At 70.9% G+C, this 15,936-nt stretch carries 13 protein-coding genes; 9 read left to right on the forward strand and 4 right to left on the reverse strand.

Features of this window, described 5'->3' with window-relative positions; translation table 11 throughout:
* The first annotated feature begins 89 nt into the window (after positions 1-89).
* Entirely contained in the window at positions 90-2,171 is a 2,082-nt protein-coding gene (locus AC3RX1_RS09065) for a DNA gyrase/topoisomerase IV subunit B (protein ID WP_491500904.1), read from the forward strand.
* A gap of 30 nt (positions 2,172-2,201) precedes the next feature.
* On the opposite strand, the gene AC3RX1_RS09070 is transcribed toward AC3RX1_RS09065, so the two are convergent.
* Entirely contained in the window at positions 2,202-4,655 is a 2,454-nt protein-coding gene (locus tag AC3RX1_RS09070) for a DNA gyrase/topoisomerase IV subunit A (RefSeq protein WP_491500905.1), read from the reverse strand.
* 60 nt (positions 4,656-4,715) lie between these two features.
* Here AC3RX1_RS09070 and AC3RX1_RS09075 point away from each other — a divergent pair, with 60 nt between their 5' ends.
* Positions 4,716-5,849, forward strand: coding sequence for an alkaline phosphatase family protein (locus AC3RX1_RS09075; RefSeq protein ID WP_491500906.1), 1,134 nt, complete (start codon positions 4,716-4,718; stop codon positions 5,847-5,849).
* A 2-nt stretch (positions 5,850-5,851) separates the two neighbouring features.
* Here AC3RX1_RS09075 and sepH read toward each other — a convergent pair whose 3' ends face one another.
* Complete coding sequence (sepH, locus tag AC3RX1_RS09080; protein ID WP_491500907.1) at positions 5,852-6,877, reverse strand: septation protein SepH; 1,026 nt, start codon at positions 6,875-6,877, stop codon at positions 5,852-5,854.
* A 220-nt stretch (positions 6,878-7,097) separates the two neighbouring features.
* Between sepH and AC3RX1_RS09085 the strand changes: the two genes are divergently transcribed.
* Positions 7,098-7,391, forward strand: a complete 294-nt coding sequence (locus tag AC3RX1_RS09085; RefSeq protein ID WP_491500908.1) for a DUF4193 domain-containing protein — start codon at positions 7,098-7,100, stop codon at positions 7,389-7,391.
* 4 nt (positions 7,392-7,395) lie between these two features.
* Here AC3RX1_RS09085 and AC3RX1_RS09090 read toward each other — a convergent pair whose 3' ends face one another.
* Positions 7,396-7,893, reverse strand: coding sequence for a DUF3093 family protein (locus AC3RX1_RS09090; RefSeq protein WP_491500909.1), 498 nt, complete (start codon positions 7,891-7,893; stop codon positions 7,396-7,398).
* Positions 7,894-7,905: 12 nt separating this feature from the next.
* On the opposite strand from AC3RX1_RS09090, the gene dut reads away from it, so the two are divergent.
* The 5 genes from dut to dxs all read left to right on the forward strand — a co-directional run bounded on the left by dut (position 7,906) and on the right by dxs (position 14,757).
* Positions 7,906-8,361, forward strand: coding sequence for a dUTP diphosphatase (gene dut / locus AC3RX1_RS09095; protein ID WP_491500910.1), 456 nt, complete (start codon positions 7,906-7,908; stop codon positions 8,359-8,361).
* Positions 8,358-8,954: a DUF3710 domain-containing protein gene (locus AC3RX1_RS09100; protein ID WP_491500911.1), complete on the forward strand. Its 597-nt coding sequence runs from the start codon at positions 8,358-8,360 to the stop codon at positions 8,952-8,954. Before dut ends, AC3RX1_RS09100 begins: the two co-directional genes overlap by 4 nt.
* A 50-nt stretch (positions 8,955-9,004) precedes the next feature.
* Entirely contained in the window at positions 9,005-9,721 is a 717-nt protein-coding gene (locus AC3RX1_RS09105) for a DUF3159 domain-containing protein (protein ID WP_491501010.1), read from the forward strand.
* A 135-nt stretch (positions 9,722-9,856) separates the two neighbouring features.
* A complete protein-coding gene (gene acnA / locus AC3RX1_RS09110) occupies positions 9,857-12,667 on the forward strand; it encodes an aconitate hydratase AcnA (protein WP_491500912.1) in 2,811 nt (936 codons plus the stop codon).
* Positions 12,668-12,774: 107 nt separating this feature from the next.
* Entirely contained in the window at positions 12,775-14,757 is a 1,983-nt protein-coding gene (dxs, locus tag AC3RX1_RS09115; RefSeq protein WP_491500913.1) for a 1-deoxy-D-xylulose-5-phosphate synthase, read from the forward strand.
* On the opposite strand, the gene AC3RX1_RS09120 is transcribed toward dxs, so the two are convergent.
* Positions 14,699-15,265 (reverse strand): hypothetical protein, encoded by a 567-nt coding sequence (locus AC3RX1_RS09120; protein WP_491500914.1) that lies wholly within the window; start codon positions 15,263-15,265, stop codon positions 14,699-14,701. The genes dxs and AC3RX1_RS09120 overlap by 59 nt on opposite strands.
* Positions 15,266-15,426: 161 nt before the next feature.
* Between AC3RX1_RS09120 and AC3RX1_RS09125 the strand changes: the two genes are divergently transcribed.
* A complete protein-coding gene (locus tag AC3RX1_RS09125) occupies positions 15,427-15,882 on the forward strand; it encodes a hypothetical protein (protein WP_491500915.1) in 456 nt (151 codons plus the stop codon).
* Positions 15,883-15,936: the final 54 nt, after the last annotated feature.

The following is a 15,936-nucleotide window of genomic DNA, read 5'->3' on the forward strand; positions in this document are numbered from 1 at the left end:
GCCGCGCATTTCGCTCAGCGCGTACGGGCCGGGGAGCGGGCCGTGTGTCGGGCCAGGGCCTATCGGCCCGCCCGATATCCTTGAGGATTGTGACTGCTGAGTACTCCGCCCATCATCTGCAGGTGCTCGAGGGGCTCGAGGCGGTCCGCAAGCGGCCCGGGATGTACATCGGCTCGACCGATTCGCGCGGCCTCATGCACTGCCTCTGGGAGATCATCGACAACTCCGTCGACGAGGCGCTCGGCGGGTCGGGCAGCCGCATCGACACGATCCTGTACGCCGATGGCAGCGTCGAGGTGCGCGACCGCGGACGCGGCATCCCCGTCGACATCGAACCGCGCACGGGCCTGTCGGGCGTCGAGGTGGTCTTCACGAAGCTCCACGCCGGCGGCAAGTTCGGCGGGGGATCCTACGCGGCCTCGGGCGGCCTGCACGGCGTGGGCGCGTCGGTCGTGAACGCTCTGTCGAGCCGGCTCGACGTCGAGGTCGACCGCGACGGCAAGACGTGGGCGATGTCGTTCCGCCGCGGCGAGCCGGGCATCTTCGACGGCGAGGGGCCGGACGCTCCCTTCACGCCGTTCGACACGGCCAGCCGTCTGCGCACGGTCGGAAAGGTGGCCAAGGGCGTCACCGGGACACGCATCCGCTACTGGGCGGACACGCAGATCTTCACGAAGGACGCCGCGTTCGGCTTCACCGAGCTCGAGCAGCGGGTGCGGCAGACGGCGTTCCTCGTGCCGGGCCTGGAACTCGTGATCCGCGACGAGCGCGAGGTGGCCGCCGGATTCGAGCCCGTCGAGTCGGTGTTCCGGTTCGACGGCGGGATCTCGGAGTTCGCCGAGTTCCTCGCCACGGACGCGCCCGTCACCGACACCTGGCGACTCACCGGCTCGGGCAGCTTCACCGAGAACGTCCCGGTGCTCCAGCCGTCGGGGGCGATGGTGCCGACCGAGATCGAGCGCTCGTGCGACGTCGACATCGCCGTGCGGTGGGGAACCGGATACGACACCGTCGTGCGGTCGTTCGTCAACATCATCGCGACGCCCAAGGGCGGCACCCACCAGCAGGGCTTCGAACAGGGCCTCGTCAAGGCCATCCGCGCCCAGGTCGACCAGAACGCGCGCAAGCTGAAGATCGGCAACGACAAGCTCGAGAAGGACGACATGCTCGCCGGACTGACGGTGGTCCTCACGGTGCGCCTGGCGGAGCCGCAGTTCGAGGGACAGACCAAGGAGGTGCTCGGCACCCCGGCGGTGCGTCAGATCGTCTCGAACGTCGTGCAGAAGCAGCTCACCGCGCAGCTCACGTCGTCCAAGCGCGACGACAAGGCGCAGGCGTCACAGCTGCTCGACAAGATCGTCTCCGAGATGAAGGCGCGCATCTCGGCGCGCGCGCACAAGGAGACCCAGCGCCGCAAGAGCGCCCTCGAGTCGTCGTCACTGCCGGTGAAGCTCGTCGACTGCCGCTCCAACGACGTCGCCGAATCGGAGATGTTCATCGTCGAGGGCGACTCGGCCCTCGGCACCGCGAAGCTCGCACGCAACAGCGAGCACCAGGCGCTCCTGCCCATCCGGGGCAAGATCCTCAACGTCCAGAAGGCCTCGATCGGCGACATGCTCGGCAACGCCGAGTGCGCCGCGATCATCCAGTCGATCGGCGCCGGTTCCGGGCGGTCGTTCGACCTGAGCGCCGCACGCTACGGCAAGATCATCATGATGAGCGACGCGGATGTCGACGGTGCGCACATCCGGACCCTGCTGCTGACCCTCTTCTTCCGCTACATGCGGCCGCTCATCGAGGACGGCCGGGTGTTCGCCGCCGTGCCGCCGCTGCACCGGGTGATCGTCGTGAACCCCGGCACGAAGCCCAACGAGACGATCTACACGTACAGCGAGCAGGAGCTCCACGCGCTGCTCGCGAAGGTCTCGAAGTCGGGGCGCCGGTGGCAGGAGCCCGTCCAGCGGTACAAGGGGCTCGGCGAGATGGATGCGGAGCAGCTGGCCACCACGACGATGGATCCGGCCGGACGCACGCTCCGCCGCGTGCGGGTGGAGGACGCGGAGGCGGCGTCGGCCGTCTTCGAGATGCTGATGGGCAGCGACGTCGCCCCGCGGCGGTCGTTCATCGTCGACTCCAGCCACCGCCTCGCGCGCGAGCGCATCGACGCGTAGGCCGCCGCTCCGGCGCGCAACGCGCGGGCGTCAGCGCACGGCGGTGCCGATCGCGCCGACCACGCCGTCCAACGGCGTGCCCGACGCATCCCGCCTCGCGCCCGTCTCGGGCAGCTGCCGCACGCTGCCGTCGGTGCCGACGGCGCGCGCGGCCTCGCCGATCCATGCCAGTCGCAGGGCGTCCTCGCCCTTCAGGAAGCGCTGTGCGCGCACGCCACCGGTGCCGCGCCCCTTCGCCGGGTACTCGGCGAAGTCGGAGACCTTCGCGGTCCCGGCGTCGGCGCCGGCCAGAGCCTGGCTCGACCCCGCCACCGTCACCACGACGGCGTCCGCGGCGTCGGCCGGAACGGCTCCGAAGAACACCGCCCGCTCGCCGGCGGTGACGCGCATGCCCGCCATCCCGCCGGCGCCGCGCCCCTGCGGTCGCACCGACGATGCCGGGAACCGCAGGAGCTGCGCATCCGACGTCACGAAGACGAGCTCGGCGTCATCGGGAGCCGGCGCCGCCCCCACGACCGCGTCGCCGGGCTTCAGGGCGATGATCTCGACGTCGTGCTTGGTCGAGATCTCACCGGCCGACACCCGCTTGACGACGCCGGCCGCGGTGCCGAGGGCGATCGCCGGCTCGTCCGCCAGCGGAACGATCCCGACGACGTGCTCGTCCTTGGCCAGGGCGAGGTACTGATCGGCGCGGGTGCCCGCCGCCGGCTGGACGGAGTTCCCCGGAACCGCCGGCAGGTCGACGGGGGAGAAGCGGACGAGCCGGCCCGCCGATGTCACCGCGCCCGCATCGCCGCGGACGGTCGTGTCGACGCTCGCGCGGATCGCGTCGTGCTTGAACCGCCGGGCGGGTGTGACGATGCCGCCGCCCGGGACGTCCGGGACGAGATCGGCCCGCACCATGCGGCCGGTGGCAGACAGGAAGACGCGGCACGGGGTGTCGGCGATCTCCAGCTCCGCCGTCGGCTTCGCGCTCCGGGGCCGGACGGGCCCGCCGTCGAGCAGCAGCGTGCGCCGGGGGGTGCCGTACGCGTCGGCCGCGGCGTCCAACTCGCGCGCGACCTGCTGCCGCAGCAGCACATCGTCGCCCAGCAGCCGCACGAGCTCCTCGATCGCGGCGTTCAGCTCGTTCCGCTCCGCCTCCAGCTCGATGCGCGAGAACTTCGTGAGCCGCCGCAGCCGCAGCTCGAGGATGTACTCGGCCTGCAGCTCGGACAGATCGAACACGTCGCGCAGCCGCGTGCGTGCCTGCTCGCTGTCATCGGAGCTGCGGATCACCTGGATGACCTCGTCGATGTCGAGGATCGCGATCAGGAGTCCCTCGACGAGGTGGAGGCGCTCACGGCGCCGTGCGAGACGGTACTCGCTGCGCCGCGTGACGACCTGCACCCGGTGGTCGAGGTACACCTGCAGCAGCTCCCGCAGGCCCATCGTCTTCGGCTGACCGTCGACGAGGGCCACGTTGTTGATCGCGAACGAGTCCTCGAGCGGCGTGAGCCGGTACAGGTGCTCGAGCACGGCCTTCGGGTCGAAGCCGGTCTTGACCGTGATCACGAGGCGCAGTCCGTGCTTGCGGTCGGTGAGGTCGGCGACGTCGGAGATGCCGGTGAGCTTCTTCGCGGTGACGGCGTCCTTGATCTTCTCGATCACGCGCTCCGGTCCCACGAGGTACGGCAGCTCGGTGACGACGATCCCGGTCTTGCGCGGGCCGAGCGACTCGACGGTCGCCTTCGCCCGGGTGCGGAAGCTGCCGCGGCCGGTCTGGTACGCCTCCTTGATCCCGTCGACGCCGGTGATGATGCCGCCGCCGGGCAGGTCGGGCCCGGGGACGAACTCCATGAGCTCCTCGACCGTGGCATCGGGATTCTCCAGCAGGTGCACCGCGGCGGCGATCACCTCGATGAGATTGTGCGGCGCCATGTTCGTCGCCATGCCGACGGCGATGCCCGATGCGCCGTTGACGAGGAGGTTCGGGAACGCGGCCGGGAGCACCTGCGGCTGCTGGAACTGGCCGTCGTAGTTGGGGATGAAGTCGACGACGTCCTCGTCGAGGCTCTCGGTCAGCGCCAGCGCCGGCGGCGCCAGCCGCGCCTCGGTGTACCGCGACGCCGCCGGGCCGTCGTCGAGCGAGCCGAAGTTTCCGTGACCGTCGACGAGCGCGACCCGCATCGTGAACGGCTGGGCGAGCCGGACGAGCGCGTCGTAGATCGCGGAATCGCCGTGCGGGTGCAGCTTTCCCATCACCTCGCCGACGACGCGGGCGCTCTTGACGTGTCCCTTGTCGGGACGCAGGCCCATCTCGGCCATCTGGAACAGGATGCGTCGCTGCACGGGCTTGAGACCGTCGCGCGCATCGGGCAGCGCCCGCGAATAGATCACCGAGTACGCGTACTCGAGGTACGACCCCTGCATCTCCGCCGAGACGTCGACGTCTTCGATCCGCTCCTGATCCGGGCTCGACGGCGAAGGGGTCTTGGCAGGCATACGGCTCCGGCTCTCGGGTGGGCGGACAGGGGCCGCGCGTCGTGTGCGAGACTGGCCCCGATGACCATCAGCCTACCGGCCGAGCCGCCGCATGCCCGGAGCCTCACCGGGGTCGTGCCGCAGCTGGTGGCATCCCTGTCCGGTACCTCGGGCTGGTTCGCCCCGGCCTCCGCTGCCATCGTGTTCGTGGTCGACGGGCTGGGAGCGCTGAACCTGGGCGCGAGGTCCGGGCACGCCCGATTCCTGGCGGCGGCTCGCGCCAGACGCGATGTCACGCGCACGGTCTTCCCGTCCACCACCGCCGCCGCCCTCACGAGCCTGCTCACCGGCACGGCACCCGGCGCCCATGGGGTCGTCGGATACCGCGTCGTCGACCCGGCGACGGGCGTCGCCGTCAACCAGCTCAAGGGCTGGGACGAGGGGACTCTCGACCCTCGTGTCTGGCAGCGCAGCGAGCCGATCATGCAGCGTGAGGCGGAGACGGGACGGCCGTGCTTCGTGGTCTCCCAGGCGAAGTTCACCCACAGCGGCTTCACCGCCGCCACGCTGCGCGGTGCGCAGATCTTCTCCGCCGGTGCCGTCGAGGAGCGGGTCACGACCGCGGCGGACCTCGCCGCGCGGCATCCGGGCGCCCTGATCTACGTCTATGCGCCGGAGCTCGACGGCGTCGGGCACAAGCACGGCTGGCAGTCCGACGAATGGTCGGCGGTGCTCGAACGCGTCGACGGCGCGGCGCGAACCCTCGATGCCGCGCTGACGCCCGGTGTGGGGGCTGTCGTCACGGCCGACCACGGGATGGTGGATGTGCCCCGCCACCGGCAGATCCTGCTGCGCGACGGCGACGGCCTCACCGATGACGTCCGCACCGTCGCGGGCGAGCCGCGGATGCTCCATCTGTACGCGGAGCCGGGCCGGGCTGATGCGGTGCTCGCCGCCTGGCGCGCGTCGGAGAGCGGGCGGTCCTGGGTCTTCTCCCGTGACGAGGCGATCGCGGCGGGGGTGTTCGGGTGGGTGGACGACGCCGTGCGCGACCGGATCGGCGACGTGCTCGTCGCCGCTCGCGCGGGCATCGCGTATTACGACGACCGGGAAGCGGACAAGGGGCCGCAGAAGATGATCGGCCAGCACGGCTCGCTCACCGACGAGGAGCGGGTCGTGCCGCTGGTCCGCCTGGGAGCGTACGCCGACCGCTGAGCTCAACTGTCCTCGGTGCGCGCGCCGAAGACGATCTCGTCCCACGAGGGCATCGCCGTGCGTCCCTTGCGCCGCGCATCGCCCTGCGTCGCGTGCGCGCGCTCGGGCTCCGGCTCCCGCGTCGGCGCTTCCTCCTCGGCCGGGTCGTAACCGGGCTCGAGGGCGTCGAACAGCGCGACCGGCTCCGATGCGGCCGGCACCTCGTCGGCCTCCGACGGGAGCGGTGCGCGCTGTCCCCGCCGTCGCCGCAGGGCTTCGAGCAGATCCGCCGTCTCGCTCGAGGTCTGCGACTGCTCCGGCGCCCGCTTGATCGCGGCGTCCGTCACCGATGACGCCGCGGCCGGCGCGGACTCGTCGTCGGTCTCGACCTGCAGCCGACGCGGGCCGAAGGCCCCGCTGTCGAAGCGGGAGTCGTCCTTCGGCTGCGGCACATCGAGGGCACGGAGCCGGGGGATGAGTCCCTCCGGAAGGGATCCCTGGCGCGACAGCTGAGACGCGTCGGCGTTCAGCGGCGACAGTGTGCTGCGGCGGGGGTCGAAGCTCCACCGGGCGTCGTGGTCGACGTCGGCGGCGGTGAACTCGAGCTTCAGGATCCAGCCTGTCTCGTCCTTCCAGCTCGTCCAGCGCTCACCGGTTGCGCCCGCCTCCGCGAGCTTCATCCGCACGGCGCCGCCGAAGGTCGGCGAGCCGTCGTCGAGATCGCCGGCGACCAGCACCGGGACGGCGAGTGCCTGCCCGACCATGTGCTCCCGCTCCGCGAGCACCGGGCCCTCGTACCGGGCGACGTCCTCCAGGGTGACGCCGAGCGCCTCCGCGACCTCGGCGGCCGACAGACCGGCGCGCACCCGCGCCTGGATGTCGCGCGGGCTCGGTCGCGCACCGCGCGGTTCAGCGCGCTCGGCGTGCCGGTGCGCGCGCTTGAGCTCGCTGCGCAGCACGTCGTCGACGGCGAGCGTGAAGCGCTGTCCGGATTCGGTCGCGAGGACGAGGGCGTCGTCTTCGGATCCGATGACTCTGAGCTGTTCCATGCGAACCGCGCCTTTCCATTGCGGATGTGCGCCCATGTTCGCACGGAGGAGCCCCGTCGCAGGGAATATCGCGGGCGTGCCGTCCGTTTCATCGCACGTTCACGACCCGACCGCGGGGGCGCCCGCATCCCCATTTGCGAAATGCCCTCGCGTCATGCAGACTGTCGCCGCCCCGAACGGGCGCATGCACATCACCATGGGAAAGTAGAGACCTCCAGGAATGGCCACCGATTACGACGCACCGCGCAAGAACGAGGACGACAGCGAGTCGATCGAGGCCCTGAAAGAGCGGGTTCCCGACAAGCTCTCAGGTTCCACCGGCGACGAGGATTCCGACAACCCCTCGGGCTTCGAGCTGCCCGGTGCCGACCTGTCCGACCTCGAGCTGGATGTCGTCGTCCTTCCCCCGCAGGAGGATGAGTTCACCTGCATGAGCTGCTTCCTCGTCAAGCACCGCTCGCAGCTCGATCACGAAGACGCGGCCGGCCCCATCTGCATCGACTGCGCGGCCTGAGCCGTCAGGCGGCGTCCGTCGTGTCCGCGCGCTGCGCACGACGGATCGCCGCCGCGAGCCGATCCGGTGTGCGGGACGACACGATCCACACCGGAACCGGATCGGCCGGGTCGGTCACCTCGACGCTCAGAATGCCGTCGATCCCGCCGCGGATGAGGTGCCACGCGTCCCGTGGCAGACCGGGACCGCGCAGGTCGCGGGCGTCCGCCCCGGTCGCCCAGCTCGGCTCGCCGAGCTGCGACACCGGGATGTGCGCGCGCCCCGCTCGCAGTTCGCCGCCCGCCACTTCGACGCGCGGGGCGGCGGCGAGCACGAACCAGACCACGAGCACCGCGACGACGCATCCGATCACGAGCGCGAGGGTCTTGTCGAACGGCACGAACACCATCGCTGCCATGGGGGCCGCGACCGCTGCGGCGACGATCGTCCACAGGGACGGCGTCAGGCGCTCGCGGTACCGGATGTCGGCGCCGGAGGTGGCGCCCGCTGATGTCTTCTGCATTACCCTCGATGAGTGACCGAAACCGTGGACGTTCCCATTATCGCCCCCGAGGTTCCGGCCTACGCGCACCCCGGTGACGCCGGGGCCGACCTCGTCGCCGCCGAGGCCGTCCGCCTCGAGCCGGGCCGGCGGGCGCTCGTGGGCACCGGGGTGCGGATCGCCCTGCCCGACGGGTTCGCCGCCTTCGTGGTCCCGCGCAGCGGGCTGGCCGCCAAGCACGGCATCACGGTGGTGAACTCGCCCGGCACCGTCGACGCCGGCTACCGCGGGGAGATCAAGGTGACCCTGCTGAACACCGACCGCGGCGAGGCGTACGACATCGCCGCCGGCGACAGGATCGCCCAGCTGATCGTGATGCCGGTCACCCGCGCCGTGTTCCTGCCCGTGGACGCGCTGCCCGACAGCGCCCGCGGCATCGGCGGGTTCGGCTCCACCGGCTACCAGAACGAGACGAGGACAACCTCATGACCGATGCCACCTCCGCCTCCGGCGCCGACAAGTCGGCACCCGCCGACCGCGCCACGGCCGGGCCGTTCGACGACTCCGAGGCGAATCCGGTCCGCCCGTACATCGATCTCGGCGGCATCAAGATCCTCCCGCGCGAGGGGCTGAACCTCCGGCTCGAGGTCGAGGAGCAGTCGCAGCGCATCGTGGCCGTCGGACTCGACTACGCCGACTCGACGCTGCAGGTGCAGCCGTTCGCCGCTCCGCGGTCGGCGGGGCTGTGGGACGAGACCCGCGAGCAGATCCGTCAGCAGGTGCGCCAGCAGGGCGGACGCGTCGAGGAGCGCGAGGGGCCGCTCGGTGCCGAGCTGCTCGCCGAGGTCCCCGTCGTCTCGCCGGACGGCACGGCCGGGCGTCGGCTCGCGCGATTCGTCGGCGTCGACGGACCGCGATGGTTCCTCCGGGGCGTCATCGGCGGAGCCGCCACGGCCGACATCGATGCCGCGGCGAAGCTCGAGGACCTCTTCCGCTCGATCGTCGTCGTGCGCGGAGGGTCGCCGATGCCGCCGCGCGACCTCATCCCGCTCAAGATGCCGTCGACGCCGGGCGCCGCGTGACGGACCCGGAGAACGGACGGAAGGATGCGGCCGAGCCGGCCGCATCCGACATGATCGGCGCCGCCCTCGGCGCCGCCGCCCGCCGGGCGGGCCTCGATCCCGCGCGCGGCGGCAGCACCGGTCACGTCGTGTGGCGTGCGATGGGCGGCTGGCGGGGCATCCTCGAGTCCGTTCTCCCCACGCTCGTCTTCGTCGTCGTGTGGACGCTCACGGTGCAGCCCGGATCGAAGCAGGGCGACCTCTGGCTCGCCGTCGGGCTGTCGGTGGGACTCGCCGTCGTCTTCACCGCGGCGCGGCTCATCATGCGCTCACCCGCCTCCGCCGCGATCGGGGGTCTCATCGCGACCGGCGCCGCCGCCGCGCTGGCCCTGTGGACGGGCCGCGCGGCCGACAACTTCGTGCTGGGCCTCGTCACGAACGGCGTCTACGGCACCGCGCTGCTGGTCTCGGCGCTCATCGGCTGGCCGCTCATCGGCGTCGCGGTCGGCTGGCTCATGAACGACGGCACCGCGTGGCGGCGCGATCGGCGCAAGCGGCGCGTGCTGTTCTGGCTCACGATCGCCTGGGCGGCACTGTTCGCGGTGCGCCTCGCCGTCGAGCTGCCGCTCTTCCTCGCCGATCAGGTGACGGCGCTGGGCACGCTCAAGCTCATCCTCGGCCTGCCGCTGTTCGCGCCGCTCGTGGCGGTCACATGGCTCGCCGTGCGCGGGCTGTATCCGAAGCCGGCGGACGGTGCGTCGCACGCGTCGCCGACCATGGGGGAGTGATACATTTATCTTGATATCAAGATAAATTTCCCCTGTGCCGGTAAGGCGCCCCTCACTGGTGGCGGTCCGTGCGACGGGGGATGATGGGACGGCGGGCGAACGCCTGCCAACCGCCGCCGACGAAGGAGACGAGACGTGTCCACGGTTGACAGCTTCGGTGCGAAGAGCACCCTGACGGTCGGCAGCACCGACTATGAGATCCACCGGATCGACGCCGTCGAGGGCTACGAGAAGCTCCCGTTCAGCCTCAAGGTCCTGCTGGAGAACCTGCTCCGCACCGAGGACGGCGCGAACGTCACCAAGGAGCAGATCCAGGCGCTCGGGTCGTGGGACCCGAACGCCGAGCCGAACACCGAGATCCAGTTCACGCCCGCGCGCGTCGTGATGCAGGACTTCACCGGTGTGCCCTGCATCGTCGACCTCGCCACGATGCGCGAGGCGATGGCCGACCTCGGCGGCGACCCGACGAAGATCAACCCGCTGTCGCCGGCGGAGCTCGTCATCGACCACTCCGTGATCGCCGACCTGTTCGGCACGCCGAACGCGTTCGAGCGCAACGTCGAGATCGAGTACCAGCGCAACGGCGAGCGCTACCAGTTCCTCCGCTGGGGCCAGACGGCGTTCGACGACTTCAAGGTCGTGCCGCCCGGGACCGGCATCGTGCACCAGGTGAACATCGAGTACCTCGCCCGCGTCACCTTCACCCGCGAGGTCGACGGCGTGCTGCGCGCGTACCCCGACACCCTCGTCGGCACCGACTCCCACACCACGATGGTCAACGGCCTGGGCGTGCTCGGCTGGGGCGTCGGCGGCATCGAGGCCGAGGCCGCGATGCTCGGCCAGCCGGTGTCGATGCTCATCCCGCGCGTCGTCGGGTTCAAGCTGTCGGGCGAGATCCCCGCCGGCGTCACCGCGACCGACGTCGTGCTGACGATCACCGAGATGCTGCGCAAGCACGGCGTGGTCGGCAAGTTCGTCGAGTTCTACGGCGAGGGCGTGGCATCCGTTCCGCTCGCCAACCGCGCGACGATCGGGAACATGAGCCCCGAGTTCGGGTCGACCGCCGCGATCTTCCCGATCGACGAGGTGACGCTCGACTACCTGCGGCTGACCGGCCGCAGCGACGAGCAGGTCGCGCTGGTCGAGGCGTACTCGAAGGAGCAGACGCTCTGGCACGACCCGGCCGTCGAGCCCGTGTTCAGCGAGTACCTCGAGCTCGACCTCTCCACCGTCGTCCCGTCGATCGCCGGTCCGAAGCGCCCGCAGGACCGCATTCTGCTGAGTGAGTCGAAGGTGCAGTTCGAGCAGGACCTGCGCAACTACGCCGACGCCGAGCACGACCTGGTCGACCTCGAGATCGCCGAGTCGTTCCCGGCATCCGACCCGCCGGCGAACTCGCCCGAGGACGAGCACAGCATCCACCGCCACTCGCACCACTCGCACGCGCCCAAGACGGCTTCCAAGCCGACCGAGGTCACGTCGGCCGACGGCGAGACGTACACGATCGATCACGGTGCCGTCACGATCGCCGCGATCACCTCGTGCACCAACACCTCGAACCCGTCGGTCATGCTCGCCGCCGGCCTGCTGGCCCGCAACGCGGCGAAGAAGGGGCTGAAGGTCAAGCCGTGGGTGAAGACCACGCTGGCCCCCGGCTCGAAGGTCGTCACCGAGTACTACGACAAGTCGGGGCTGACCGAGGATCTCGAGAACCTCGGCTTCTACACCGTGGGCTACGGCTGCACGACCTGCATCGGCAACTCCGGTCCGCTGATCGAGGAGGTCTCCGCCGCCGTCAACGAGAGCGATCTCGCCGTGACCGCGGTACTGTCGGGCAACCGCAACTTCGAAGGTCGCATCAACCCCGACGTCAAGATGAACTACCTCGCGTCGCCGCCGCTGGTGATCGCCTATGCGCTGGCCGGGTCGATGAACTTCGACTTCGACACCGACGCGCTGGGCACCGACAGCGAGGGCAACGAGGTGTTCCTCAAGGACATCTGGCCCGACGCCGGCGAGGTGCAGGCGACGATCGACTCGTCGATCTCGACCGACATGTTCAACCGCGAGTACTCGTCGGTGTTCGACGGCGACGAGCGGTGGCGGTCGCTGCCGACGCCCACCGGCGCGGTGTTCGAGTGGAACGACGAGTCGACCTACGTGCGCAAGCCCCCGTACTTCGAGGGCATGGCGGCGCAGCCGGAGCCCGTCACCGACATCTCCGGCGCCCGGGTGCTCGCGAAGCTCGGCGACTCGGTCACGACCGACCACATCTCGCCCGCCGGCGCGATCAAGGCCGACAGCCCGGCCGGCCGGTACCTCACCGAGCACGGCATCGACCGCAAGGACTTCAACTCGTACGGCTCGCGTCGCGGCAACCACGAGGTGATGATCCGCGGCACGTTCGCGAACATCCGGCTGCGCAACCAGCTCCTCGACGGCGTCGAGGGCGGCTACACGCGCGACTTCACGCAGGATGGTGGACCGCAGTCGTTCATCTACGACGCCTCCGTGAACTACCAGGCCGCCGGCACTCCGCTCGTGGTGCTCGCGGGCAAGGAGTACGGCTCCGGCTCCTCGCGCGACTGGGCGGCCAAGGGCACGACGCTCCTCGGCGTGCAGGCGGTCATCGCGGAGAGCTTCGAGCGGATCCACCGGTCGAACCTCATCGGCATGGGCGTGATCCCGCTGCAGTTCCCCGCCGGCGAGACGGCGGATTCCCTAGGCCTCGACGGCACGGAGGAGTTCGCGATCACCGGCATCGAGGCGCTCAACGAGGGCTCGACGCCGAAGACCGTGCACGTGGTCGCCACGCCCACCGACTCTTCGCCCCAGGGCAAGGCACCGGTGGAGTTCGACGCCGTGGTCCGCATCGACACCCCCGGTGAGGCGGACTACTACCGCAACGGCGGCATCCTGCAGTACGTGCTGCGCTCGCTCGTCTGAGCCGACGCATCCCGTCGAACGGCCCCGGAGCCATGCAGGCTCCGGGGCCGTTCCCGTGGCGCACGCCGGGCCACTGCGTAGAATTGTGCGGGCGCGGAAGGAGACGCATGGCGATTCTGCCGACCATCGCTGGTCCCCGCGACCTCGATGCGCTCACCCCCGACGAGATGAGCCGCCTCGCGGCGGAGATCCGCGGGTTCCTCATCGAGAACGTCGCCCGCACGGGCGGCCACCTCGGGCCGAACCTCGGTGTCGTGGAGCTCACCCTCGCGATCCACCGCGTGTTCGACTCCCCGAACGATCCGATCGTGTTCGACACCGGTCATCAGTCGTACGTGCACAAGCTGCTCACCGGGCGGCAGGACTTCTCCCAGCTGCGCTCGGCCGGGGGGATCGCCGGATATCCGCAGCGCGCCGAGAGCCCGCACGACGTCGTGGAGTCGTCGCACGCGTCGAGCTCGCTGAGCTGGGCCGACGGGATCTCGCGGGCGTTCGCGCGCACCGGCCGGCGCGACCGGCATGTCGTCGCGGTGGTCGGCGACGGCGCGCTCACCGGCGGGATGACGTGGGAGGCGCTGAACAACATCTCCGACGACAACGACCGCAACCTCGTGATCGTCGTGAACGACAACGGCCGGTCCTACGCGCCGACGATCGGCGGCATGGCCCGGTATCTCAACCGCATCCGCACCGCCCAGACCTACCGGCAGCTCGACGAGCGGTCGGAGGACCTCTTCCACCGCTTCGGCGCCCTCGGCCGGGCGATGCACCGCGGACTGCGCGGTGGCACCCGCGGCTTCCTGTCCCGCTTCACCGGGAACCAGGCGCTGTACTCGAATCTCGACATCAAGTACCTGGGTCCGGTCGACGGGCACGACATCCCGACCCTCGTCGAGACGCTGCAGCTCGCCAAGCGCTACGGTGCGCCGGTCATCGTGCACGCGATCACCGAGAAGGGACGCGGGTATGCCCCGGCGCTCAGCGACGTCGCCGATCAGTTCCACGCCGTGGGGCGGATCGACCCGCGCACGGGCGCCGCCCTCGGCGGGTCGTCGGCGCAGTCGTGGACGGATGCGTTCGCCGCCGAGCTCGCCGAGATCGGCGCCGATCGCCCCGACGTCGTCGCCCTCACGGCCGCGATGCTGCGTCCCACGGGGCTGCTGCCGTTCGCCCAGCGCTTCCCCGACCGGGTGCATGATGTCGGCATCGCTGAGCAGCACGCCGTCGCGTCGGCCGCGGGGCTCGCCTACGGCGGTCTGCACCCGGTGGTGGCGCTGTACGCGACCTTCGTCTCCCGGGCCTTCGACCAGGTGCTGATGGACGTCGGCCTGCACCGCGCGGGCGTTACGTTCGTGCTCGATCGGGCAGGGGTCACCGGCCCCGACGGCCCGAGCCACCACGGGATCTGGGATCTGGCGACGCTGCAGATCGTGCCGCACATCCGCATCGCCGCTCCACGCGACGCCGTGCGCCTGCGGGAGGAGCTGCGGGAGGCGGTGGCCGTGGACGACGCCCCGACCGTCGTCCGCTTCCCGAAGGGCGGCGTCGCAGACGAGCTGCCGGCGCTCGAGCGTCTCGCCGACGGCGTCGACGTGCTCGCCCGTGCCGCGACGCCCGACGTGCTCCTCGTCGGCATCGGGCCCATGGCGCATGTCGCCGTGGACGTCGCGGACCGGTTGCTGGCGCAGGGGATCGGCGCGACGGTGGTCGACCCGCGGTGGGTCGTGCCGGTGGCGCCGTCGATCGTCGACCTCGCCGCCTCCCATCGCCTCGTGATCACGATCGAGGACGGCATCCGCGTCGGCGGCGTCGGCACGCGCGTGCGCCAGGTGCTGCGCGAGGCAGGGGTCGACACCGCCGTCGACGAGCTCGGCCTTCCCGACGACTTCATCCCGCACGCATCCCGCGAGGAGATCCTCCACGATGCAGGGCTGACGGCGGCGAGGATCGCGGCCGACATCGTCGCGCAGGTGCTCGGCACGCGCGTGCCGTCGGCGCGCCCGGTTCCAGGGGAGTCCGACGTCTGCTCGATCAGTCCGCCGGAGCGGCGGAGCGCGAACTCGCTCGCATCAGGCGATCCGGCCGCCTGAAGGCCCTGCGCACCGCGCGCCACCACCCGAAGACGACGGATGCGGCGCAGATGCCGGCGGCGACGGCGAAGACCGCCCCGTCACCGCCCATGCTGCCCGGTGGCATGTCGGATGCGAGCCGAGAGACGATGCACGCCGCGAGGCCGAGCACCGCGCCGAAGACGGCATAAACGGCGACATGGACCCGACGGTCAGCGACCCGTTCAAGACGCCGTGCGAGCGCCGCGACGACCGGCAGCAGCGTGAGCGCGACCAGCGCCGAGACCGCGCCGCCGAAGACAGCAGCCACAGGAAGGGCGACCACCAGGAAGCGCGTCGCTGAGCCCCACCCTGGCTGCGGACGCATGACGAGGTCGCTGATGGCCGCGGTCAGGGTGAGCGTGAGAAGCAGGAGGGCGACGAACGTGAGCCACGCCACCCAGGCGCCATATCGCAGCTCGCGCCCGGTGAAGGCCATCGGCCGGTCGGGTGTGCGCACGGTGTCGAAGTCGCGCGGCGACTGATCCACTGCGATGCTCCTTCCGCTCCTGGGTCAACCCTAACCAGCGCGCGGAAGGCGGAGATGGCGCGAGGTTCGGAGAGAGCGGGCGGATTTCCTCCGCCTTCGGTGAGATCTCCGCCTTTCATGCCCCCGCAGGACCGCGAATGCGGCTCGGATACGGTGGGAGGATGCGGTCTTCCTCTCCGGGTGTGCTCATCGCCGTGGCGGGCATCGCCCTTGCGTGCTGGATCGCCTTCGGTCGGGCCCTGTTCGGCGTCGCCGGCGCCCTCACACTCGTCTATGCCCTGACGCTCGGCATCGTGCTGGTGATCCTGCATCTGTTCATCGCGGAGGCCGTGGTTCGCACGGCGCGAAACGGCTACTCGACGCGTCGCGCCACGTGGGGCACGCTGTTCGCGTCGTGGGGATGCGCCGTCCTGCTCGGGCTCACGATCCCGGACGTGACAGCCGACGGCCTGCAGACGATCCTCACCGGACCGGCGGAGCCGGGCCTCGGCATCGCGATCGGCTTCGCGAACCCGCTCGGCGTGCTCATGCTGGTGTTCGCGGTCGCCGCCCTGATCCTCGCACGCGGCGACGCCGTCGGCCGCGCGGATGCGCCGACGGAGGACGAGCTGTTCTGACGCCCCCGCCGCTGCCGGCGGACGAGGCGAGGAGAGGGACGCGACGAGGGCCCC

The sequence above is a fragment of the Microbacterium altimontanum genome (assembly GCF_058349865.2).